At 54.6% G+C, this 24,222-nt stretch carries 18 protein-coding genes; 6 read left to right on the top strand and 12 right to left on the bottom strand.

Annotation, left to right across the window (positions count from 1 at the left end):
* Together CUC53_RS12260 and CUC53_RS12255 are read left to right on the top strand one after the other, a co-directional pair.
* Window positions 1-593, top strand: a 593-nt coding sequence (locus CUC53_RS12260; RefSeq protein WP_157798262.1) for an acyl-CoA dehydrogenase domain-containing protein, incomplete at its 5' end; no start/stop codon positions are given.
* A gap of 401 nt (window positions 594-994) precedes the next feature.
* Window positions 995-2,209, top strand: coding sequence for a pyridoxal phosphate-dependent aminotransferase (locus CUC53_RS12255; RefSeq protein WP_011706443.1), 1,215 nt, complete (start codon window positions 995-997; stop codon window positions 2,207-2,209).
* A 147-nt stretch (window positions 2,210-2,356) separates the two neighbouring features.
* Here the strand turns inward: CUC53_RS12255 and tyrS are convergent, their stop codons facing one another.
* A complete protein-coding gene (gene tyrS, locus CUC53_RS12250; RefSeq protein ID WP_100294430.1) occupies window positions 2,357-3,556 on the bottom strand; it encodes a tyrosine--tRNA ligase in 1,200 nt (399 codons plus the stop codon).
* A gap of 113 nt (window positions 3,557-3,669) precedes the next feature.
* Between tyrS and CUC53_RS12245 the strand changes: the two genes are divergently transcribed.
* Together CUC53_RS12245 and CUC53_RS12240 are read left to right on the top strand one after the other, a co-directional pair.
* Entirely contained in the window at window positions 3,670-4,959 is a 1,290-nt protein-coding gene (locus tag CUC53_RS12245; RefSeq protein WP_100294429.1) for a peptidoglycan DD-metalloendopeptidase family protein, read from the top strand.
* Window positions 4,960-5,143: 184 nt separating this feature from the next.
* Entirely contained in the window at window positions 5,144-6,265 is a 1,122-nt protein-coding gene (locus CUC53_RS12240) for an anhydro-N-acetylmuramic acid kinase (RefSeq protein ID WP_100294428.1), read from the top strand.
* 95 nt (window positions 6,266-6,360) lie between these two features.
* On the opposite strand, the gene CUC53_RS12235 is transcribed toward CUC53_RS12240, so the two are convergent.
* On the bottom strand, window positions 6,361-7,230 hold the full coding sequence (locus CUC53_RS12235; RefSeq protein WP_100294427.1) for a hypothetical protein: 870 nt from the start codon (window positions 7,228-7,230) through the stop codon (window positions 6,361-6,363).
* Between the two features lie 1,530 nt (window positions 7,231-8,760).
* A complete protein-coding gene (locus CUC53_RS12225) occupies window positions 8,761-10,200 on the bottom strand; it encodes an alanine/glycine:cation symporter family protein (RefSeq protein ID WP_100294425.1) in 1,440 nt (479 codons plus the stop codon).
* Window positions 10,201-10,896: 696 nt separating this feature from the next.
* Between CUC53_RS12225 and tal the strand changes: the two genes are divergently transcribed.
* Window positions 10,897-11,847 (top strand): transaldolase, encoded by a 951-nt coding sequence (gene tal / locus CUC53_RS12220; RefSeq protein ID WP_100294424.1) that lies wholly within the window; start codon window positions 10,897-10,899, stop codon window positions 11,845-11,847.
* Window positions 11,848-12,016: 169 nt separating this feature from the next.
* Window positions 12,017-12,199 carry a DUF3545 family protein gene (locus CUC53_RS12215; RefSeq protein ID WP_100294423.1) on the top strand — a complete coding sequence of 61 codons (183 nt, stop codon included), beginning with the start codon at window positions 12,017-12,019 and terminating at the stop codon, window positions 12,197-12,199.
* A gap of 162 nt (window positions 12,200-12,361) precedes the next feature.
* Here CUC53_RS12215 and accA read toward each other — a convergent pair whose 3' ends face one another.
* The 9 genes from accA to bamA all read right to left on the bottom strand — a co-directional run bounded on the left by accA (window position 12,362) and on the right by bamA (window position 24,222).
* Window positions 12,362-13,312 (bottom strand): acetyl-CoA carboxylase carboxyl transferase subunit alpha, encoded by a 951-nt coding sequence (gene accA, locus CUC53_RS12210; RefSeq protein WP_100294422.1) that lies wholly within the window; start codon window positions 13,310-13,312, stop codon window positions 12,362-12,364.
* Between the two features lie 15 nt (window positions 13,313-13,327).
* Window positions 13,328-16,807 (bottom strand): DNA polymerase III subunit alpha, encoded by a 3,480-nt coding sequence (gene dnaE, locus CUC53_RS12205; RefSeq protein ID WP_100294421.1) that lies wholly within the window; start codon window positions 16,805-16,807, stop codon window positions 13,328-13,330.
* A gap of 38 nt (window positions 16,808-16,845) precedes the next feature.
* Window positions 16,846-17,436, bottom strand: a complete 591-nt coding sequence (rnhB, locus tag CUC53_RS12200; protein WP_100294420.1) for a ribonuclease HII — start codon at window positions 17,434-17,436, stop codon at window positions 16,846-16,848.
* 153 nt (window positions 17,437-17,589) lie between these two features.
* Complete coding sequence (gene lpxB / locus CUC53_RS12195; RefSeq protein WP_100294419.1) at window positions 17,590-18,741, bottom strand: lipid-A-disaccharide synthase; 1,152 nt, start codon at window positions 18,739-18,741, stop codon at window positions 17,590-17,592.
* Entirely contained in the window at window positions 18,734-19,525 is a 792-nt protein-coding gene (lpxA, locus tag CUC53_RS12190) for an acyl-ACP--UDP-N-acetylglucosamine O-acyltransferase (RefSeq protein ID WP_100294418.1), read from the bottom strand. The genes lpxB and lpxA overlap by 8 nt, the downstream gene beginning before the upstream one ends.
* Before the next feature lie 5 nt (window positions 19,526-19,530).
* Entirely contained in the window at window positions 19,531-19,992 is a 462-nt protein-coding gene (gene fabZ, locus CUC53_RS12185; RefSeq protein ID WP_010673414.1) for a 3-hydroxyacyl-ACP dehydratase FabZ, read from the bottom strand.
* Window positions 19,993-20,016: 24 nt separating this feature from the next.
* A complete protein-coding gene (gene lpxD, locus CUC53_RS12180) occupies window positions 20,017-21,036 on the bottom strand; it encodes a UDP-3-O-(3-hydroxymyristoyl)glucosamine N-acyltransferase (RefSeq protein WP_100294433.1) in 1,020 nt (339 codons plus the stop codon).
* A 3-nt stretch (window positions 21,037-21,039) separates the two neighbouring features.
* The gene (locus CUC53_RS12175; protein WP_100294417.1) at window positions 21,040-21,552 is read right to left on the bottom strand and encodes an OmpH/Skp family outer membrane protein; all 513 of its coding nucleotides are present in this window, start codon (window positions 21,550-21,552) and stop codon (window positions 21,040-21,042) included.
* A gap of 141 nt (window positions 21,553-21,693) precedes the next feature.
* Window positions 21,694-24,222: an outer membrane protein assembly factor BamA gene (gene bamA, locus CUC53_RS12170; RefSeq protein WP_100294416.1), complete on the bottom strand. Its 2,529-nt coding sequence runs from the start codon at window positions 24,220-24,222 to the stop codon at window positions 21,694-21,696.

The following is a 24,222-nucleotide window of genomic DNA, read 5'->3' as shown; positions in this document are numbered from 1 at the left end:
AGCTTTATCTGGCCTCCAGCGCCCTCAAGCGCTATCAGGATGAGGGACGCCAGCAGGCCGACCTGCCGTTGCTGCACTGGGCGCTGCAAGATGCCCTGTTCAAGGCCCAAGAGGCGATCGACGAGCTGCTGCGCAACTTCCCAAATCGCTGGATTGGTCTGGCCCTGCGCGCCATCGTACTGCCGCTCGGGCGCGACATGCAGCGCCCGAGCGACCTGCTAGACAGCCAAGTTGCCCGTCTGTTGCAAACCCCGAGCGAGACTCGCAGCCGCTTAGCTAAGGGGCAGTACCTGACCCGCGAAGAGGGCAACCCCTTTGGCCTACTGGAGCAGGCGCTCGATGACGTGCTGGCCGCCGAGCCGCTGTTTGACAAAGTCTGCAAGGCGGATGGCATCAAGCGCCCCTTCTTAGCACTCGACAAGGTGGCCGACATAGGGCTGGCCACTGGCGTGCTCAGCCAGAGCGAAGCCGAGCTGCTGCGCCGCGCCGAAATCAGTCGCTTGCGCACCATCAACGTCGATGATTTTGATCCCATTGAACTGGCCGCCAATAAGCAGCTCTTTGCCGCGTCGGTCTACCATCGCGCAGCCTGATCCCTTGCTCGTTAGCCTCAGCCAGCCCACCCGGGCTGGCTTTTTTTGTCCCCGCCGCTCGCCAAGGGCGCTATGCGCCTGCCCATAGCGCAGGTAATCGCAACGAAGGCGGACCATGCGCACTTCAAGTTAATTCATCTATAAATTAAGGTAAAAACAGCTTATAGCGGCAGCGTTGTCACCTATTGCTGTTTTTTATCTGGATAAATGGCTACTAATACCCATTAACACACTAAGGAGTAAAATCCGCCGCCCTCTCCTTGGGCTAAAAATCAGGGAATTCTTCTAAAAAGAGGATTGTTCTAGCATTCAATTCTGTGAAGAATAGAGGAAGGGAAATTTGATACTAATAACCGCCTTTTTTGCCAACGCGTCCCCACGGGGAAGGAATCACACTCACCATGTTCACCATCGACAAGTCGCACAAGCTCGACGATGTCTGCTATGACATCCGCGGCCCAGTGCATAAAGAAGCGCGCCGCCTCGAAGATGAAGGCCACCGTATTATCAAGCTTAACATTGGCAATCCCGCCCCGTTTGGCTTTGATGCGCCGGAAGAGATCATTAAAGATGTGATCCTCAACATGCCGCTGAGCCAAGGCTACTGCGACTCCAAGGGGCTGTTTTCTGCCCGTAAAGCGGTGATGCAGTACTACCAGCAAAAAGGGATGCGCAAGGTCGACATCGACGATATCTACATCGGCAATGGTGCGAGCGAATTGATCGTGATGGCGATGCAGGCGCTGCTCAACAACGGCGATGAGATGCTGGTGCCCTCCCCCGACTACCCGCTCTGGACTGCTGCGGTCACGCTGTCTGGCGGCCATGCGGTGCACTACCGCTGCGACGAAGGGGCTGACTGGTATCCGGATCTCGACGACATCCGCGCCCGCATCACCCCGCGTACCCGCGGCCTGGTGCTGATCAACCCCAACAACCCGACCGGTGCCGTCTACGGCAGCGAGTTCCTGCTGGAGGTGATCGAGATCGCCCGCCAGCACAACCTCATCATCTTCGCCGACGAGATCTACGACAAGATCCTCTATGACGACATCTCCCACACCAGCGTCTGTACCCTGTGTGACGATGTGATGGTGGTGACCTTCAACGGCCTATCCAAGGCCTACCGCGCCTGTGGGTTTCGTCAAGGTTGGATGGTCATCACCGGTCCCAAGGGCCGTGCCAAGGGCTACATCGAGGGGCTGGAGATGCTGGCCTCGATGCGGCTGTGTGCCAACGTGCCGATGCAGCACGCCATCCAGACCGCCCTTGGCGGCTACCAGAGCATCAACGAGCTGATCCTGCCAGGCGGGCGTCTGCGCCGTCAGCGCGACAAAGCGTGGGAGCTGCTCAACGATATTCCGGGAGTCTCCTGCGTCAAGCCCAAGGGGGCGCTCTACATGTTCCCGCGCCTCGACCCCAAGGTGTACGACATTCGCGACGACCAGAAGATGGTGTTCGACCTGCTGCAGCAAGAGAAGCTCTTGCTGGTACAGGGCACCGGCTTTAACTGGCCGGCGCCGGATCACTTCCGGCTGGTATTCCTGCCCCGCGAAGAGGAGCTGGAAGAGGCCATCGGCCGCCTCGCCCGCTTCCTCAAGGGCTATAAACAATAGCGACCAGCAATAAAAAAGCGCCTAACGGCGCTTTTTTATTGCCTTAACGTCAATGAGTTAAACGTTATTGGCTAACCCAGTTGAGCAATATCCCGTGAGACATGACAAAGACCAGTCAGGCCCCCAGAGGCCTGACTCGACGTGGGTTTATTTGATGGTGACTCGGGCAAACTTGCGCTTACCAACCTGATAAACAGCGGTGCCGCTACCGACCAGTGCCTTACCATCTTCCAGCTTCTCGCCATCCACCTTGACCGCGCCCTGCTTGATCATCCGCAGCGCTTCGGAGGTGGTGGCCACCAGCTCGGCCTCTTTGAGCAGGTTGGCAATGGCCAGCCCTTCGCCTTCCAGTGCCAGCTCGACTTCCGGCATGTCATCCGGCATGGCGTTCTTGGAGAAGCGCTGGGTGAAATCGTCGTGGGCCGCGTCGGCTGCCGCTTCGTCGTGGTAGCGGGTGATGATCTCTTTGGCCAGCCAGATCTTCACGTCACGCGGGTTGAGGGTACCGGCAGCGATACCAGCCTTGAACTCTTCAATCTCAGCCAGCGGACGGAAGGAGAGCAGCTCGTAATAGTTCCACATCAGATCGTCGGTGATGGACATGATCTTGCCGAACATCTCGCCCGGGGCGTCATGGACGCCGATGTAGTTGGCAGCGGACTTGGACATCTTCTTGACGCCGTCTAGCCCCACCAGCAGCGGCATCATCAGCACACACTGGGCGGCCATGCCGGCATCTTTTTGCAGCTCACGGCCCATCAGCAGATTGAACTTCTGGTCGGTACCGCCCAGCTCAACGTCCGCCTTGAGCGCAACCGAGTCATAGCCTTGCAGCAGCGGATAGAGGAATTCGTGAATCGCGATGGATTGGCCACCGGTGTAGCGCTTCTTGAAGTCATCCCGTTCCATCATGCGGGCCACGGTCTGCTTGGCCGCCAGCTTGATCATGCCGGTCGCACCCAGCTCGCTCAGCCAGCTGGAGTTGTACTCGATGCGGGTCTTGTTAGGATCGAGGATCTTGAATGCCTGCTCGGCATAAGTGAGGGCGTTGTGCTTAATTGCCTCTTCAGAGAGCGGCGGACGGGTGCTGTTCTTACCGGACGGGTCGCCCACCATGGCGGTGAAATCACCGATCAACAAAATGATCTCATGGCCCAGATCTTGGAACGTCTTGAGCTTATTCAGGATTACGGTGTGCCCCAGATGAATATCTGGTGCCGTCGGGTCCATCCCCAACTTGATGCGCAGTGGGCGCCCTTCCTTCAACTTAGCGATAAGTTCTTCTTCAACCAGAATTTCTTCCGCTCCGCGCTTGATTTCGGCTAGCGCCACCTCGAGCTGGGACATGTTTTGACTCTCCATCACGATTTCACAGGGCCGAACATATTACTGGAATGGCGGCTTAATTGGAAAGGCGGTAAACTCTGCCCCCTCTGCTTGGTTCAACGTCATCTGCTCTCATGGTTATATGGCACGCATTCAATTCCCTCTCTTTCTGGCACCGGCGCTGGGTGCTGATATTCAGTATCATGGTGATGATGCTGGCGGCATGGCCTAGCCAACATCAGCAACCCCGCACGCTTACCCCCTCTGAGATCGCCACGGCCGCGCAGCCCGCGTTATCAGGCGACGAGCCGAGCAGCGCCCCACCGCGCTATACCACCAAACGGGTGACCGTGCGTCGTGGTGATAACATGGGGGCCATTTTTCAACGGATGGGCATTGCCAGCACCGATTTGCATCAGATTGATCAGCTGGATGGCAGTGACCCGCTGCGGATGTTACAGCCAGGGCAGGAGCTGACATTCAAATTCAACCAGCAGGGCGAGCTTCATAGCCTCTATTACCCCCACAGCGTGGAGCAGGCACTGAAGATCCGTCGTCAAGCCGACGCCTTTGTGGCTCGCTCCATCACCTTGGCGTTAGACACCCGTGAGCAGGTGACGGAAGGCGAGATCCGCTCTAGCTTCTGGGGCGCCGCAGTAGCAGCGGGGATGACGGAAGATCAGATCATGGATCTGGCTGCCATCTTCGGCTGGGACATCGATTTTGCCCAAGATTTGCAGCCAGGCGACCGCTTTCGCGTGGTCTACCAAAACAAATTCCGCGACGACGAGCGGGTCGCCTCCGGCGATATTCTGGCCGCCGAGTTCGTCAACCAAGGGGTGACCTATCGCGCCATTCTCCACGAGGATGACAACTACTACACCCCCGAAGGCAAGGCGATGCGCAAGAGCTTCCTGCGTGCGCCGGTCAACTTCAAATACATCAGCTCCAACTTCAATCCCCGTCGTCTTCATCCGGTGACCGGCAAAATCCGCCCCCACAACGGCATCGATTATGTGGCACCCGTGGGCACTCCCATCATGGCAGCGGGCTCAGGCAGCGTGGTGGCGGCGGGCTACAACCAGTTCAACGGCAACTATGTCTTTATCAAGCACGCTGGCAACTACGTGACCAAGTACCTGCACCTGACCAAGCGCACGGTGAATAAAGGCCAGCGGGTCAAACAGGGGCAAACCATTGGCACCTTAGGCGGCACTGGCCGTGTGACTGGTGCTCATCTGCACTATGAATTCGTAGTGGGCGGTATTCACAAAAATCCACGCACCCTCACCTTGCCCCAAGCGGATACCCTGACAGGGCGCGAATTGGCTAATTTCAAACGCCTTGCCGCACCGCAGCTAGCCAAGTTGAATCAACCCGATCTGCAACTGGCCCAGCGTCAAGAGAGTGATCGCAGAGGGTAAATCTCGCCATGGCCCCTAGGAGACCTATTTCTGCTGTGATACAACCAAGGCAGACAGTCACCTTACCCACTAACAGGGGCAGCGACCTTGCCATCCTTCACCTGGATGTGCCGATGAGCCCTCGTTACGCCACATCCACTGTCGATGCTGGCGTCGAAACGCCCTTGCCCCACAAGGAGATGCCATGAGTGAGCGTTATATCGGATTGATGTCAGGGACCAGCATGGACGGGATCGATGCGGTACTTATCCATTGCACCGCCGAGTCGTTGCAGGTCGAGGCCGCGCTTTGCCACCCTTGGCCAGCGCAGACGGCTGACGCCCTCCATGCGCTGTGTACGCCCAGTGATAATGAGATCGACCGGATGGGAGTGGCCGACAACTTGATTGCCCAAGAGTTTGCCGCTGCCACCCACGCACTGCTCGCCAAGGCGGGATTGACCGCCAAAGACATTCGCGCCATCGGTAGCCACGGCCAGACCATCCGCCATCGCCCCCACTTAGGATTTACCTTGCAAATCGGCAACGCCGCCTTGCTAGCGGCACTGACTGGGATTGATGTGATCGCTGATTTTCGTACCCTAGACATGGCGTTGGGGGGGCAGGGAGCGCCGTTAGTACCGGCCTTTCATCAGGCTATCTTCGCCAAACCGGGGGTAATGCGGGTCGTGTTGAACTTAGGGGGGATCGCCAATATTTCAGTACTGCCGGGCCATCCTGATGGGGTATATGGCTTTGATACAGGCCCAGCGAATACCCTGCTTGATGGCTGGTATCGCCGTCATCAGCCGCAAGGCGGCAATTATGATGCGGGTGGTCAATGGGCGGCCAGTGGTCAGTTACTCCCCGAGCTGCTAGCTCAGTTGCTCACCCACCCCTATTTCAGCAGCCCCGCCCCCAAGAGCACAGGGCGCGAGATGTTTACCCTAGCTTGGCTCGACGACCAGCTGGCGGGCCACCACTACGCCGCAGTCGATGTACAGCGGACCCTGCAATCACTCACCTGCCACACTATCGCTCATCAGTTACCAACGCTCGCAGCCCCCACCGAGGGCCGCCCCGCACAGGCTGATCTGTTCGTCTGTGGCGGCGGGGCTCACAATCCACCGCTGCTTGCTGAGCTGGCCACTTTGTTGCCACAGTGGCGTATTGCTAGCACCGCAGAGTTAGAGCTAGCCCCCGACTGGGTGGAAGGGGCTGCCTTTGGGTGGCTGGCACAGCAGTTTATTGCCCGCAAACCGGGTAACCTGCCAGCCGTGACCGGTGCACGCCGTTTGGCGGTATTAGGGGCGCTCTATCCTGCCTAGCCACACTTGGCCACTAACAACCCGGTTGGCGTGCTGACCGTCTCCCCCCCTTGCGCCAGCAGAGCAGGCCCGTCGTCCGACTAAGCGACAACTCGCTAGGCACTGTTAAATAGACGGGCTACCTGCTGGCGGACAGGGGCGAAGAAGGGCGGCTTGGGTGGCACCAGATTTATCTGGCGACGCCCTGCTCGGGTCTCGCAGCGCGATAAAAGTTGCAGATAGAGGTCATGCTCACGCTGAATAAATTGCGAAACCTGATACGCCCATACCTTGGGCACGCCCCATAGCGTGCTGGCAATCGCGCCAACAATGCAGAAGAACGCAGGATCGCGCATCCCCATCTTGATGCCATTTTCCAAACTCTCTTTGAACGAGTCAGCGTGGGCGATACCGGTCATGATGTTGATGATAAAGGCCTCATGATCTCCCTCTGTCGCACTGGCTACGCGCGCGCGCAAGCTAACCTCAGGCTGGTAGCCAAACTGGTGGCTGATATTTGCGAGCACCGCATTACGCTGACGGATCACCTTGGCGTAGAACAGCAGCATCACAGTGCAATCAATCACCTTGCACAGTGCAGCCCATTGAGGGTGACTCTTTTTAGGACGGGGGGCGGTTAACAGGGCAATCTCTTCCGACATCGCCAGCAGCCCCACGGGGACTGCCGTGCTGATAAATGACCGCTCGATGGAGCGCTCAAGCTCCTCGCCTTGGGCGGGGCGGGCTAACACAATATGCTCTGCAAACAAGCGGCGTTGCCGCTCGACCACATGACCGTAGACCAGATCACGATACAGCTTCTGTGGATAGGGCGTCGCAAGCAGTGTGTCGATCGTCATCATGGCGGCAGAGACGCGCCCATAACATTGATAGCCCGCAGGCAGAGGAAAATGCTTGCCCAACCGCGGCGGCGGCGTTAACAAAGGCCAGCGACCATACATATCACCCAAGACAAAACCCAGCATCACTCCTCCCTCATTACCGCATTGTCACAAAAACCCAATCGAGTCTTTTTGTTATTTGATAATACGCGTGATAACAACGGAGAAAAGCGACCCAGATCGCAACGACCTGCTATAAAACAAATTAATCAATAATGAGAGCAATCCGATGGATTGGCACACCCCGCTTCACTATCCGCTGGTGGTGTTGGCGAGTAATAAAGTGCCATACCAAGTATCAAAGTGTCATACCGAGCAATAAAGATTCATCCTTACTTAGGCCGTAGCCACGCCCCGTTGGTTTACCGTCGGATCCGGTACCAATCTCTATTGAAGGACAGTCTCTCCGTCCAGTGGGAGGGGTGTTATCTCTTACAAGAAATTTTTTGTCAGTAAGGGCTTGGTTTGCAAGCAATAGCCCCAATATCCGTATGGAGCATAGTGCTCTACAAACGAAAGGCTGGCTGATAGATGCATAATTACAGATATGATTTGCCGCGTAGTGGGACAGGGTATTTAAAGCGTGAAGACGTTAGTCCATTGCAGCCCGACAATGTCTATTGTGTAACCTCAACACAGGTTCTTTCAGATGAACATATCAAACACGTTCATGCGAGTCTTGAAAAGATGCACAATGTTAGCTTGACATTTTGCGATATAACCAACGGAAGTTATATTTTCAAAGAAACCTTTTAATAACAAAGACTTATAATTGATGATGCCGATAATTCCATTTATCGGCATCAGAATGCGAAGAGGTTTCTTATGCGCTTTACACTAGCACTAGGTCAGCAAGTGGCCTTACCTAATTGCCAACAGAAGATGACCGTTAGCTCGGTAGCTGAGGATGGAAGTAAGGTTACCTGCATTTGGTTTAACCAAGAAATGGGCGGGGAGCCCGTTGAATGGACTTTCGATAGCGCTCTTCTTGTTACGAAAAGTCCTCAGACAACTCGTAGACTGCACCAACAGCAAGAACCTGTTTTCTCCGTTCGTGATAATGTCACTCTGTGTAGTAGTGATAAGCCTGTGATGACTGTTGCCGAGATTCTTGAAAATGGCATTCAGTGCATCTGGTTTGATCCGCATCATCGAGAACCTATGCGATTCAAGTTTCCTGCGGCCACATTATCCTTGTTTGATGAACCAAGTTGACATCAAGGGGCCTCTGGTCCCTTTGTTCTACCTACAGGCATGACTGCGCATAATGAAACGTTCTGTTAAATGGGTTCAGGGAACAATAAAACAGGCTGGTATGACACTTTATTGTTCTTGGGTGTGATCCAATGGGGGCAGATCTCACCAGTTGGTATGACACTATTACCTCCGTGAGGGATGTTCAAAACCATGAAACGTTGGCCTACCGTCAGATCTGGTATGAAACTCTATTACTCGCCCACAGGTGGCTTATGCAGGAGGGAAAAGCGCAGTGCGGGCCTATTTCAGGCGGCGTAATGGGAGCAGTGCTTACCTTGAACCAGCAGCCTGTGCGGCGGTTCTCATCATAAGGGGAGCATCACGCTCCCCTTGACGTGCCATCAGTGCTTGATGTTATCACCGCTCCTGATGCTGAGACGGGTTATCCCAAATCCCCTCTTCTAACTGGCTGCGCAGTTCTGGGTATTTGTTGGCATCAAAGGTGGGCAACTTACCCAGCTTAAGCTGATCGTTGTAATCCTTGGCCAGCTTGATGGCAACGCCTGACAGCAGCAAGATGGCAATCAGGTTGACGATCGCCATCAATCCCATTGAAACATCCGCCATCGCCCACACAATCGGCAGCTCACCTACCGCCCCAAACATCACCATGCCCAGCACGAACATCCGAAACAGTACCAACCCCCCTTTGTGGTTGTGCTCAAGGAACACCAGGTTGGTCTCGGCATAGGAATAATTTGCCACGATAGAGGTGAACGCGAAGAAGAAAATCGCCGCTGCAATAAAGATGTTGCCGCCACTACCAACCTGAGAGGAGAGGGCACGCTGAGTCAGCTCAACCCCCGTGACGCCTGAGCCAGGTTCGAATTGACCAGACATCAAGATAATCGCCGCAGTGCAACTGCAAATAACGATGGTATCGAGGAACACCCCCAGCATCTGCACATAGCCTTGCGAGGCAGGATGTGGCGGATAAGGGGTAGCGGTCGCAGCGGCATTGGGCGCCGAGCCCATCCCTGCTTCGTTAGAGAAGAGACCACGCTTGATCCCGTTGAGCATCGCCTGGGAAATGGCATAGCCAATGGCCCCTGACCCCGCCTGTTCGATACCAAAAGCGGATTTGATGATCAGGCTAAACACGGCAGGCAACTCGCCAATATTCATCAGCACCACAAACAGGGCCATCAGAATGTACGCCAGCGCCATAAACGGCACCACCAACTCGGCAAAACGGGCGATGCCGCGAATCCCACCGAAGATGATCAAACCAGACAGCAGCACCAGCGCAAGACCACTGACCCAATCAGGGATGCCAAAGGCAACCTTCATCGCCAAGCTAATGGAGTTTGCTTGTACCGCATTAAACACCAGACCAAAGGCCAAGATCAGGCAGAGTGAAAACAGCACCCCCATCCAGCGCATACCAAGGCCTTTCTCCATGTAGTAGGCAGGGCCGCCGCGGTAGTTGCCATCCTCATCTTTGACCTTATAGAGCTGGGCTAGGGTGCTCTCAACGAAGGCGGTGGCCATACCAATAAAGGCAATCAGCCACATCCAGAAAATAGCCCCAGGGCCGCCCAAATAGATGGCAACGGCCACCCCGGCCAAGTTACCCGTACCGACCCGTGCCGCTAAGCTAGTGCACAGCGCTTGGAAAGAGGAGATGCCAGCGTTATCCGATTTACGGCTGTTTTTCAGCACGGAGAACATGTGACCAAAATGACGGATCTGGATAAACCCCAGACGGAAGGTGAAAAAGATACCGACCCCAATCAGCAGGTAGATGAGCACCGCTCCCCACATCAGGTCGTTTAACATCGCAATCAAGGTATCCATAATTCTCTCGTTGTTATACACATCCATGACCAATCTGCGCTGGCCGCTTATTGTCTGTCTTTTAATTAGCGATAGCGCTAAAGGGCCGGAATCTAGCACAGTGGGAGAGCCCAGAATAGTGATCCCTATCACTGGAGAGACAAAAAATGAGCTAACAAACTTCATTTGAAACCCATCTATTTTATAAAAAAATCTTTTATTACAATCAGTTACCAACCTAATATTCTGCTCACGCTAAAAGACTCATCTGAATTTTTTTGTTAACACTTGTCGTTATAAACGTTTCTATAGCCAACGACACTTATGGTGTGACAGTGCCAAACGTTTTCGCTGTAATAAAATTTCAAGCCCCAACCTTGAACATTTGTGTGACCAATGACACAAATATGAATATTGGTTAAAAAATTTGGCCGCAAAAGAATTGCCGGCAAGGCTCTAAATTGCGTTAAAAAACCTTATTTATCATATATTTTCATATGATTAGTCCTCGCCGTGCAAGGGGCTGGACGTTTAACCATCAACTCCCCCTATTGCAGGATGTAGCACATCAGTATTAATTAGGCAGGCAATGACGATGGGCACTGCCTATCGCCCTTTTCTGAGCTTGAGGCAGCAAGGCGATGTAATTTTATTTCACAACCCACGCCTCACGCCCGCAACCTAGGGGTTTCCCCTCCTTAAGAGACGATATTTGCTATGGCCGATCAATTAACCCAGCTCAAAGCCCTCACCACCGTTGTTGCCGATACCGGCGATATTGAAGCCATCAAACGCTATCAGCCCATCGATGCCACCACCAACCCCTCGTTGGTTCTGAAAGCAGCCGAGATCCCAGAATACGCCCCACTGATCGAAGATGCGGTCAAATGGGCCAAAGCCCAGAGCCAAGACAAGGCGCAGCAAATTCTCGATGCCGGTGACAAACTGGCAGTCAACATTGGTTTGGAGGTGCTGAAGATCGTCCCGGGCCGCATCTCCACCGAGGTGGATGCCCGTCTCTCCTTCGATACCGACGCCAGCATCGCCAAAGCACGCAAACTGATCCGGCTCTACAACGAAGCGGGGATCAGTAACGACCGTATCCTGATCAAACTCGCCTCCACCTGGGAAGGGATCCGGGCCGCCGAGGTGCTGGAGCAAGAGGGCATCCAGTGCAATCTGACCCTGCTGTTCTCCTTCGCCCAGGCCCGTGCTTGTGCCGAAGCGGGCGCCTTTTTGATCTCCCCGTTCGTGGGGCGCATTCTCGACTGGTACAAGGCCAAGCACAACCGTGACTACACCGCCAGCGAAGATCCAGGCGTGGTCTCGGTGACCGCTATCTACAACTACTACAAGCAGCACGACTACCCAACGGTGGTGATGGGTGCCAGCTTCCGTAACACCGGTGAGATCTTAGAACTAGCCGGCTGTGATCGGCTAACTATTGGCCCAGCCCTGCTGGAAACATTGAGCAACACCGAGGCCGCCGTGGTCCGCAAGCTCGATTACACCGGCGAGCGCAAGGCTAAACCAAGCCCGATGACCGAAGCAGAATTTCGCTGGGAATTGAACCAAGACGCCATGGCCCATGAGAAGCTGGGCGAAGGTATCCGGCTATTTGCCATCGACCAAGGTAAGCTGGAGACCATGCTAGCCAGCCGTCTCTAAACCATCGAATACCACCCTAAAAGCCGGTCTTTCAATAAAAGAGACCGGCTTTTTTATTGGCTGTTTAGCGAGTTTTTTACCCTGTCATAGAAGTGTCACGAAAACGTTTTACTTTCAGCTGCGGTGTGTTATATGGATGGTGAAAACGATAAAAACCAAGGAGGGAACCATGGAAATGTTCAACTTCGATTATGAAGAAGTAGTTGAGCTCGGTTCACGCAGCCGCGGGACAACGGGAAAAAAACGCAAATGGCGTGAAATAGAAGCCTTGAAAGATAAACATCGTCTGCAGAAGGAGCTGCAATCCATCGATATCGCTTACGAAGGTGTCTCTGACGATATCGATTTATAAACCTTACGATATGTCGATAACAACGCCCCGCCCCCGTCGCGGGGCGTTTTATTTAGCACAGAAAACCGCCACTTTATGGCGATCCCTCATCTAAGCCACCGCGATATAACAAAAGCCCCCGCATCATGCGGGGGCTAGTTGGTGCGCTATCGATGTTAAGTATTAGCAGTAGCCATAACCCAGCAACCGCTGATAACGCTGCTCTAACAGCTGCTCGGCATCCAGTGGGCGTAACGCGCTGAGATCTTGCTTGATGCGATCTTTAAGACGCTTAGCCATCAACTCGATATTACGGTGTGCGCCACCCAGAGGCTCTTCCACAATCGTATCAATCAACTTGAGCTCTTTGAGACGCTGAGCAGTAATCCCCATGGCATCCGCAGCAACGGGGGCTTTATCTGCACTTTTCCACAAAATAGAGGCACACCCTTCTGGAGAGATAACAGAGTACGTAGAGTACTGCAGCATGTTGACGCGATCGCCGACCCCAATGGCCAGCGCACCGCCAGAACCGCCCTCACCGATCACGGTGCAGACCACCGGCACCGTCAGACCCGCCATCACTTTGAGGTTACGGGCAATCGCTTCGGACTGGCCACGCTCCTCAGCACCGACTCCAGGATAAGCACCTGGGGTGTCGATAAAGGTAATAATGGGCATCTTGAAGCGCTCAGCCATCTCCATCAAACGCAAGGCCTTACGGTACCCTTCTGGGCGCGGCATACCAAAGTTGCGTCTGATCTTCTCTTTGGTCTCACGCCCTTTTTGCTGACCAATCACCATCACCGGCTCACCGTCGAAGCGAGCAATACCGCCAACAATGGCTTTATCATCGGCATAAGCGCGATCACCGGCCAGCTCATCGAAATCGGTAAAGATATGTTCGATATAATCGAGGGTATAGGGGCGCTGGGGATGACGTGCCATTTGGGATACCTGCCACGCCCCCAAATCACCGAAGATCTTCTTAGTCAGCTCTTCGTTTTTCTTCTCCAGCCGGCGGATCTCCTCTTTAAGATCCACGGCACGATTGCCTTCACTCACATGACGGAGCTCATCAATTTGTGCCTGCAATTCGGCGATCGGCTGTTCAAAATCCAGAAAAAGACTCATAAGGCCTTAAAACCTCTATTCAAAAACCAATTCAACCCGCTCTCGTCCCAGCAGGACGCGCAGGTCATCTATCAGTTGATCAGTGGGCGTCACCCGCCACTCGGTACCGAGCGTCAGTCGCACCTGGGAACCAGGGCGACGATAGTTTACCTGAACCGGACAAACTCCGGCACGGGCGGGCTCCAAAATCTCGCACAAACGCGGAAAAAAGCGATCATCGATACGCTGTGCATCGAGGGAGAGGCGAATCGCCCTAGCAAAACGCTCCCTCGCGTCATTGATATCCAGTAATTCTCGGGCCGACATTTTAAGGCCACCAGAGAAGTCATCAAAGCTGACCTGTCCTGAAACCACCAAAATACGGTCTTTTTGCATCAATTCTTCATATTTTTCCAGCGCCTCACTAAACAGCGTCACATCGAGGCGACCGGAGCGGTCGTCTAGGGTGAAGATCCCCATCTTGTTGCCACGCTTGGTCACCATGCTGCGGGCCGCAATCACCAACCCTGCCGCGGTGGTCACGGTATCACGGGAAGTCGGGTGCAGATCGCACAACCGCCCCGAGGTATAACGACGCAATTCGCTGCTGTACTGGTTGATAGGGTGGCCGGTCAGATAGAGCCCGAGAGTTTCACGCTCTCCCTCCAACCACACTTTATCGGGCCAGTGCGGCACGTTGGCAAACGCCTTTTTGACGTCGTCGATCTCCTCGGTCAGCACGCCGAACATGTCGACCTGCCCCACCGCCTGCGCCTTGGCGTGTTGGTCCGCAGCACGCATCGCCTCCTCCAGCGTCGCCATCAGGGCAGCGCGGTGGGGACCGAGCCGATCCATGGCACCGGAGAGGATCAGCTTCTCCATCACTCGCTTGTTGAGTTTCTTGATGTCGACTCGGTTACAGAAGTCGAACAGATCGCGGAACGGGCCATCCCGATCCCGTGCTTCTAGGATCGCTTCGATAGGGCCTTCCCCCACCCCCTTCACCGCCCCGATACCGTAGACGATGTGACCATCTTCGTTGACCGAAAAACGATAACGACCAGTGTTCACATCCGGCGGGATCACGGTCAATCCCATCCGCTGGCACTCATCCACTAAGGTCACGATCTTGTCGGTGTTGTCCATATCAGCGGTCATCACCGCCGCCATGAACTCGGCCGGGAAGTGGGTCTTGAGCCAGAGGGTCTGGTAGGAAACCAGCGCGTAGGCAGCCGAGTGCGATTTGTTAAAACCGTAGCCCGCAAACTTTTCCACCAGATCGAAGATTTTAACCGCCAGTTCGCCGTCAATGCCGTTTTTGACCGCCCCCTCCTCGAACCCAGAACGCTGCTTAGCCATCTCGGCCGGGTTTTTCTTACCCATGGCACGACGCAGCATATCTGCGCCACCCAAGGTGTACCCGGCCAAGGTCTGGGCAATCTGCATCACCTGCTCTTGATAGACGATGATGCCGTAGGTGGGCTCAAGGATTGGCTTGAGGCTCTCGTGCTGCCATGTGGCATCTGGGTAGGAGATCACCTCATTCCCGCGTTTGCGATCGATGAAGTTATCCACCATCCCTGACTGCAGCGGACCCGGGCGAAACAGCGCCACCAGCGCGATCATGTCTTCGAAGCAGTCGGGCTGCAGCCGCTTGATGAGATCTTTCATGCCACGGGATTCCAGCTGGAATACCGCCGTGGTCTCGTAACGTTGCAGCAAATCAAATGACTTTTTGTCATCAATGGGGATAGCGGCAATGTCGACTGGCGGCTTGCCCTCTTTGGCTAGGCGCGGGTTAATCATGCCAAGCGCCCAATCAATGATGGTCAGGGTGCGCAGACCGAGGAAGTCAAACTTCACCAGACCGGCATACTCGACGTCGTTCTTATCGAACTGGGTCACCGGATGGTGACCCTCGTCATCACAATAGAGCGGGGCAAAGTCGGTGATCTTGGTCGGGGCTATCACCACCCCACCGGCGTGTTTACCAGCGTTGCGCACGACCCCTTCGAGGCGACGAGCCATGTCGATGAGGTCTTTGACCTCCTCATCCTGCTCGTAAAGCTCAGGCAATTTAGGCTCGACTTCAAAGGCCTTGGCCAAGGTCATCCCAGGATCCGGTGGGATCAGCTTCGAGATGCGATCGACAAAGCCGTAGGCGTGGCCCAATACCCTTCCAACGTCCCGCACCACCGCCTTGGCCGCCATGCTGCCGAAGGTGATGATCTGCGACACCGCATCCTGACCATACATCTCGGAGACGTGATCAATCACCTCATCGCGCCGATCCATGCAAAAGTCGACGTCGAAGTCAGGCATGGATACCCGCTCGGGGTTCAAGAAACGCTCGAACAGCAGGTCAAATTCCAGTGGGTCGAGGTCGGTGATTTTGAGGGCGTAAGCCACCAGCGAGCCCGCCCCCGAGCCCCGGCCTGGGCCAACGGGAATACCGTTGTCCTTGGACCACTGAATAAACTCCATCACGATGAGGAAGTAACCCGGGAAGCCCATCTGGTTGATCACTTTGAGCTCGATGTCGAGACGCTCATCATACTCGGGGCGCCGCTCGGCCCGCACTTGCGGGTCAGGGAACAGGAATGCGAGCCGCTCCTCCAATCCCTCTTTTGATTTCATGACCAGAAAATCTTCGGTGGTCATGTCACCGGTCGGGAAGTTGGGCAGGAAGTATTCGCCCAGACGCACCGTCACGTTGCAGCGCTTGGCGATCTCCACCGTGTTCTCCAACGCTTCGGGGATGTCGGCAAACAGCTGTGCCATCTCCTCCTGACTACGTAGGTACTGTTGCGGGCTGTAGCGGCGCGGGCGGCGCTTGTCCATCAAGGTGTAGCCATCGTGGATGGCAACTCGGATCTCGTGGGCGTCGAAATCATCGGCGTTAAGGAACACCACCTCGTTGGTCGCCACCACCGGCAGCTCGAACTCGGTGGCGATCGCCACGGCCATGTGCAGATAGACCTCTTCATCGGGTCGACCGGTACGCAGCAATTCGAGGTAGTAAGCATCGGGGAAGTGGGTCTGATAGAACGTAAGGCACTGCTCGGTCATCTGCCGATTACCCTTGAGCAGGAATTTGCCCACGTCGCCCTCGCGCCCGCCGGAGAGCACGATCACTCCCTTGGCGTGTTCAGCAAGCCAGCCCTTGTCGATCACCGGGCGCCCCTGCAGATGCCCACGCTGATAACCACGGGAGATAAGCAGGGTAATGTTCTGGTAACCCTCGTTATCCATGGCCAGCAAGGTAAGATGAAACTGCTCATCCCCCAGCTCATCGCTCTGCACCCAGAAGTCAGCCCCAACGATGGGTTTGATCCCCTTGCCGTGGGCAGCGCCGTAGAAACGCACCAGACCACACATGTTCATCTGATCGGTCAGCGCTATCGCCGGCATGTTGTCGGCCGCAGCCGCCCCGACGATGGGGTTGATCTTCTGCAGGCCATCGACCATGGAGAAGTCGGAGTGGACTCGCAGGTGGATAAAACGGGGATCAGCCATTGTTATCTCCTCTTGCTGCTCAAACAACATGGCATGGTCTACTCGATGCCCAGTGCGCGGCGCACTGGTTTAAAACTTTTGCGATATTCGGGCAGCGGGCCACGCTCGGCCAAGATGGCGAGGTGTTCCGCTGTTGGATAGCCCTTATGGCGGGCAAAGCCATAGTCGGGATGGCGGCTGTCCAGCTCGATCATCTCAGCGTCGCGGGTCACCTTGGCAAGGATTGAAGCGGCACTGATGGCGGCCACTAGGCTATCACCCTTAACCACGGCGCGCGCCTCCATCGGCAAAGCCGGGCAACGGTTGCCATCGATAAACACCAGCTCGGGGGTGACCTTGAGCCCTGCCACGGCGCGCTGCATCGCCAGCATGGTGGCGTGCAGGATATTGAGCTCGTCGATCTCCTCCGGACTCGCGCGACCAATAGCCCAAGCGATCGCCTTCGCTCTGATCTCGTCAACCAAGGCGAGGCGCTTCTTCTCGGAAAGCTTTTTGGAGTCGGCCAGGCCAACAATGGGATTGGCGGGATCAAGAATGACCGCAGCGGTGACCACATCCCCCACCAAGGGGCCACGGCCCACTTCGTCCACACCGGCAACCAGCTTATCGTCAGGAATATCGATCATCATCATGTCGCCTTAAATCAAAACAAGGGAGTTCGGCTCGAATCGCCAAGCATACTCGAACGATTCCATTCAATAGGTTGGTTGGGTCAGCATTCGGCGACACAGCGAGATGCTCATCCGATAACAGCACGGTGCGGCTAATCGAACCGAGGGCGGCTACCTGCCAAGCAACTCGGCGACCGCTTCGGCGGCCTGCACGTCAGCATTGCAGCGGATCTGTTGATGAAGATCGGTGAAGGTGTTGATAAGCACACTGTTATCATGCTCGAAATACTTGCTCACCTCTTCCACCAGATTGTCGGGAGTGCATTCGTGCTGGATCAGCTCCGGCACCAACATACGGCCAGCGAGCAAGTTGGGCAGCGAGACAAACTCGGTTTTCACCAGGCGCTGAGCCAGCCAGTAGCTAAAGGGTTTGAGCTTGTAGCCCACCACCATCGGCTTTTTCACTAGCATTGCCTCAAGGGCCGCGGTGCCAGAGGCCAGCATCACTACGTCGGCAGCGATCATTGCCTCACGGCCCTGCCCTTCCAGCAGCACCATGTCGAGACCTGGCGCTACCTCTGCCTTGATAGCCATAAACTGCTCGCGCCGTTTCTGGTTGACCAGCGGCACGATAAAACCGAGATCGGGGTAGCGCACCGTCAGGTGTTTGCACGCTTCGAGAAACAGGGGGGACATAAAGCCGACTTCGGCGTGGCGGCTGCCCGGTAGGACCGCCAGCCAGCGGCGATTGGCATCGATACCGAGATTACGACGCACGGCAGCCTGATCCGGCACCAGCGCAATGTCATCCGCCATGGTGTGACCCACAAAGCGGCAAGGGGCGTCGAAACGGTCGTAGAAGGCTTTCTCGAACGGCAGGAAGGCGAGCACCATGTCGGTGGCGGCCTTGATCTTGTGAATACGGTTCTGGCGCCAGGCCCACACCGAGGGGCTGACATAGTGAACCGTTTTGATGCCTGCTCGCCGCAGTTTCAGCTCCACCCCGATATTGAAATCCGGTGCATCCACGCCGATGAAAATATCGGGCGGATTGGCAATAAAGTGGCGCAGCAGTTCGCGACGGACCTTGAGAATACGCGGCAGACGGCCCAGCACCTCGGTGATCCCCATGACGGAGAGCTCTTCCATCTCGAACAACGCCTTGACGCCGAGAGCCTGCATTCGCGGCCCGGCAATCCCTTCAAACTGCGCATCCGGGTAGCGGGCTTGCAGCTCGCGTACCAGACCGGCAGCCAGAATGTCGCCGGAGACTTCTCCGGCGACGATACCGATGCGGATCTTGTTGGAAACCGGATCAGGCACGGATGATCCCGCGCTCGTTGTCTTTGAGGAAATCCACGTAGGGCTGAACTGCTGGCTCACTTTGCGCCATCTCGATCAGGACGGGTAGCACCTCTTCGATGGTCTTGCCGGAGCGGAAGATCTCTTTGTAGGCACGCTTGACAGCGGAGATGGCTTCCGCGCTGAAACCACGGCGACGCAATCCTTCGGAGTTAACCCCGAACGGCTTGGCATAGTTGCCAGCGGCCATCACATAAGGCGGCACGTCCTTGTTCAGAGCGGCGCAGCCACCAACAAAGGCGTGGGAGCCAACGCGACCAAACTGGTGAATAGCGGAGAGACCACCAAAGATCACGAAATCGCCAATCACCACGTGGCCTGCGAGGGTCGCGTTATTGGCGAAGATGCAGTGGTCACCGATGATGCAGTCGTGGGCCACGTGGACGTTGACCATGAACAGGTTACCGCTGCCCACCTTGGTCAGAGATTGATCCTGAATGGTGCCACGGTGCACGGTACAGTTCTCACGAATGACGTTGTTATCGCCAATTTCGAGGAAAGTACGCTCATTAGCGTACTTCTTATCTTGGCAATCCTCACCAATCGAGGTGTGCTGGAAGATCTTGTTACCACGACCAATCTTAGTCGGGCCCTTGATCACCACATGGGAGCTAACCCAAGTGTTGTCGCCAATTTCTACCTCGGCGCCGATGACAGAAAAGGGGCCTATTTCAACCCCTTTACCGATCACGGCAGACTCATGGACGATAGCAGTATCGTGAATGATGGCAGTCTGATCGATCACGTGTGTTAAACCTCGCGTTTGGCGCACATCAACTCGGCAGTACAGACTACTTCACCGTCGACAGTAGCAACACCGGTGAACTTGGCAATACCGCGACGCTCTTTCAGGAACTCCACGTCGAGCACCAGCTGATCACCGGGTCCGACCGGGCGCTTGAAGCGAGCGTTGTCGATGGAGGCAAAATAGTAGAGTTCGTTGGGAGACGGCTTACCCACCATGGTAAAGGCCAAGATGCCGGTGGCTTGCGCCATCGCTTCGAGGATCAATACACCTGGGAATACCGGCTTGGCTGGAAAGTGTCCCTGAAAGATTGGCTCGTTAAACGAAACATTTTTGATAGCACGCAAGGTTTTGCGTTCATCACTGATTTCGTAGTTTTCAACCTTATCCACCATCAGAAACGGATAACGGTGGGGCAGCAGATCCATGATCTCTTGGATCCCTAAACTCTTTTTTTCTGTAGTCAAAACAGTACCCTATACCAATCGTGATTATTCTTGTTCCAACTGTTTCTCAAGCTTGCTTAACCGCTTGTGCATCTCTTCAATGCGCATAACTCGGGCGGCGGTCTTGCGCCACTCTTTGTTGGTTTGCAAAGGAATACCAGAAGAGTAAACACCGGGCTCGGTGATGGGTCGCATCACCATGGCCATGCCGGTTACAGTGGCTTGGTCGCAGATTTCCATATGCCCGTTAAAGACCGAAGCGCCGCCAATGATACAGTACTTGCCTACCTTGAGACTACCCGCCATCACAGTAGAACCCGCCACGGCGGTGCCGTAGCCAATTTCCACGTTGTGGGCGATCTGGCATTGGTTGTCGATGATGACGTTGTCAGCGATGCGGGTATCTTCCAACGCACCACGGTCAATGGTGGTGCAGGCACCGATCTCGACTCGGTTGCCAATGGTCACACCACCGAGCTGGGGGATCTTGATCCATTCACCACGTTCGTTGGCATAACCGAAACCATCTGCACCGATCACTGTGCCGGATTGAACCAGACAGTCAGTACCCATGGTCACATGGTGATAAAGGGTAACGTTGGCCCATAGCCGAGAGCGCGCTCCCAGCCGAGTATGCTTGCCAACAAAACAACCTGGGCCAATGCGTACATCGTCACCCAGTACCACACCGGATTCGATGACTGCATTGGCACCGATAGCGACTCTCTCGCCCAGTTGGACATCTGCCGCGATAACAGCACTCGGATGGATATCCGTGGCCGGTTGCGGAGTAGTGTCGAGCAGTTGAGCTACCCGAGCAAAACCCACATAGGGGTCTTTGAGCACCAGAGCATTGGTGGGACAAAATGGCAAATCCGCCTCTGTAATGAGCACTGCGGTCGCCTTGCTCTGCTCCAGATAAGCACGGTACTTTTTGTTGGAGAGAAAGGTAATATCTCCCTCCCCAGCCTTTTCCAGTGTCGCTACCTTGCGGATTTCCAAGGTTCCATCGCCATGGATCTCGGCCCCCAGTTGCTGAGCCAGCTGTGCGAGAGTAAATGCCATCAATTAGTTGCTCTTGCTTACCTGAGAAATGACTTGAGCGGAAATATCCAGCTTGCTGCTCGCATAGGGCGCGGCATTGCGGTCCAGCACCAGATCGTAGCCATTGCTCTTAGCAATAGAGTCGATAGCAGCCTGCACCTTGGTCAGGATCTTATTGCGCTCTTCGGACTGACGGCGACCGTTGTCCTGCTCAAACGCCTGACGCTTCTGGTTGAATTCCACTTGTAACTTAGCGAGCTTTTCTTGACTCTGCTTCTTCTGCTCAGCGCTCATGAAGGATTCATCCTTCTTGAACTTTTCAACCAGTTTCTGGCCGTCAGCCTCCAGCTTTTGTAACTCGCGCATGCGTGGTTCAAATTCGCCTTTTAGCTTGGTCGCCACAGCTTCACGCTGGGGCAACTTTTGGAACACTTCACCCATATCAACCACGGCAATTTTAGTCTCAGCAAAAGCAGACCCAATACCGGCAGCCATCAGTGCAAAGCTCAACCCAGCTACTTTCAACGCTTTATTCACACTTACTCCTTGGTCCCTCGTGGTGAGGGCTACCTGATTTACGCGACTAAGTAAACGGCGTGATTGCCGTCTTGTTACTGTGTGGGGGCACCCTAAGCCCCCATCATTCCCTTCCCCACTAAGTGAGTCGGAGAAAACGGATTAGAACGTACGCCCGATATTAAATGAGAAGAACTCGGTTCGGTCGCCCTCGTATTCTTTAATGGGTTTAGCCAAGGCAAAGACGAGCGGCCCCATCGGTGATAGCCACTGCAGTGAAACCCCCGCTGACACACGAACATTGGCAGGATCTGAGTAATCTTGGCTCAAGTAATTGCAGTTAGAACCACTTGCACAAGCATAGTTACCATTAGCGAACTCGGTACTCCAGACGCTACCTGCATCGATAAATGCGGTGGTACGGATCTGTGGGCGATAGGTCTCAGAGACAAACGGAGTAGGGAAGACCAGCTCGAAGGAGGCGACCGCCAAGGCGTTACCACCAACAGAGGTGTCAGAGCCTTCGTAGTAGCCTGTTTTACTCGGAATACATGCATCGCCAACACAATCCTGAGGAGGCTTGTTATAGGTAGCATAAATAGCCTTGGGACCAATGGTGTTGCTCTTAAAGCCCCGCACCGTATCGAAACCACCAGCATAGTAATTCTCAAAGAAGGGCAGCATGGTGTTATCACCATACCCAGTGCCGTAAGAGACACGGCCCTTACCAATCATGACCCAGTTGTGATCTGCATCCAGTGGGTAGTAATGAGCATCTTCAGCAGAGAGCTTGTAATACTGCAGCTCCATACCTGGGATGGTCACCTTGGCATTGAGGCGCTGACGGTCGCCGGCAGTGGGGAACATGCCCTTATTAAGGGTTGATCGAGTCCAACTTGCCGTCAGGTCAACGGTCACGAAGTCTAAGTTAGCGCCATCTTGTGAGTAGAGGTTCCAGAACTCATCCAATTGGGCGGACTGGCGACTGTCATTCCATTGATCCCAGCAAAATGAAGAATTTGTTTCATTGTCTTTTAGACACTGTTGGTAGCTGTTTGCATTAAACGTGGGGCGACTCAGCTTGGTACTCTCGATGCCAGTACTGAAATCCAGTCGATTGTATTCATTGACTGGAAAACCACTAGAAAGCCGGAAGCCTACCGTCTCATTTTCATAGGACACAATATCAGCATCGTCAGCACGGAATTGGTTGTAGTAAACCCGGCCACCCAAACTGATCCCATCAACGGTGAAATAGGGATCGTTGTAACTGAGGTCAATATTCTTGGAGTAGTCATTGGTACTGGCACTAATAGCGACTTTCTTACCCGTACCCATGAAGTTATCTTGAGAGATGCCCGCTTGAAGACTAAGACCTGACTCAGTGCCATAACCAATACCCGCATTAATGGAACCGGCTGGCTGCTCTTTGACTTTAAAATCAAGATCTACTAAGTCATCACTGCCCGGCACCCGCTTGGTCTCAACTTCTGCGGACTCGAAATATCCAAGGCGATTAAGGCGATCTTTTGATTGCGCTACGTTATCAGAAGAGAGCCAAGTCCCCTCCATTTGGCGCATTTCACGGCGCAGCACTTCATCTTCCGTGGTCACGTTGCCGCTAAAGTTAATGTTACGAACATAAACCCGTGGACCGGGCTCGATATTCACAATCAACTCTACTTCTTTGCTCTCATCATTAATTTGCGGGAAGGTCACCACTTTCGGATAGGCATAGCCATAGCGACCGAGGAATTTAGATAGTACCTCTTCGGTATGAGTCACCTGGCTCGCGGAGTAGGTTGTACCAGCTTTGATGGGGATAAGCTCTCTCATCTCACTACCACGGTCGATAAGATCGCCCTTAACCTGAATCCCAGAGACCTTGTATCGCTCCCCTTCTTTGATGTTGAGAGTCACATAGACACCCTTTTTATCTGGGGTCATCGAAACTTGAGTGGACTCTTGCTGAAAGCGAATATAGCCACGATCCATGTAGTAGGAGCGCAGGGTCTCGATATCACCGGCCAGTTTCTGCTTTTGATAACGCTGATCAGCGGTGAAGTTCCACCATGGCACTTCATCGCGCAGAGAGAGTTGGGCGATCAGCTTCTCTTCAGGGAAGACACTGTTACCGACAATATTAATCTGCTGGATTTTGGCTGCCTGACCTTCAACGAAGGTGAACTTCAGGTCAACCCGATTACGTGGTAATGGCGTAACAATCGCTTTGACTTTGGCCGAGTATTTACCCACGCCATAGTAGAAATCTTCTAATCCCTTCTCTAGGGAGCTCAACACGGTACGATCTAAGGGATCGCCTACACGGATACCAGAAGAGTCGAGACTTTGGGTCAGCTGCTCTTCTTTTATATCCTTGTTGCCAGCAAACTCAATGCTGGAGATAGTCGGGCGCTCCTTGACCATGACCTGCAGTATTTGGCCATCGCGATAGACTTTTACATCCTCGAAGTTGCCAGACGAGTAGAGCTTTTTGATGGCGCTCGCCAAGCTCACCGTATCAACCGTATCACCGACACGGATCGGCAGATTCAACAACGCGGCACCCAATGTCACCCGTTGTAATCCGTCGACCTGAATATCTTGCACCACAAAAGAGGCAGGGGCCGCTTGGGCCAAGAAACTGGCACCCAGCAGGCAACTCAATACCAATGCTTTGTTAACAGCCAT

The sequence above is a fragment of the Aeromonas cavernicola genome, assembly GCF_002795305.1.
In the GTDB taxonomy this organism is placed as follows: Bacteria; Pseudomonadota; Gammaproteobacteria; order Enterobacterales; family Aeromonadaceae; genus Aeromonas; species Aeromonas cavernicola.
Note: the sequence above shows the minus strand (reverse complement) of the source record. Positions and strands in the feature narration are given on the sequence as shown.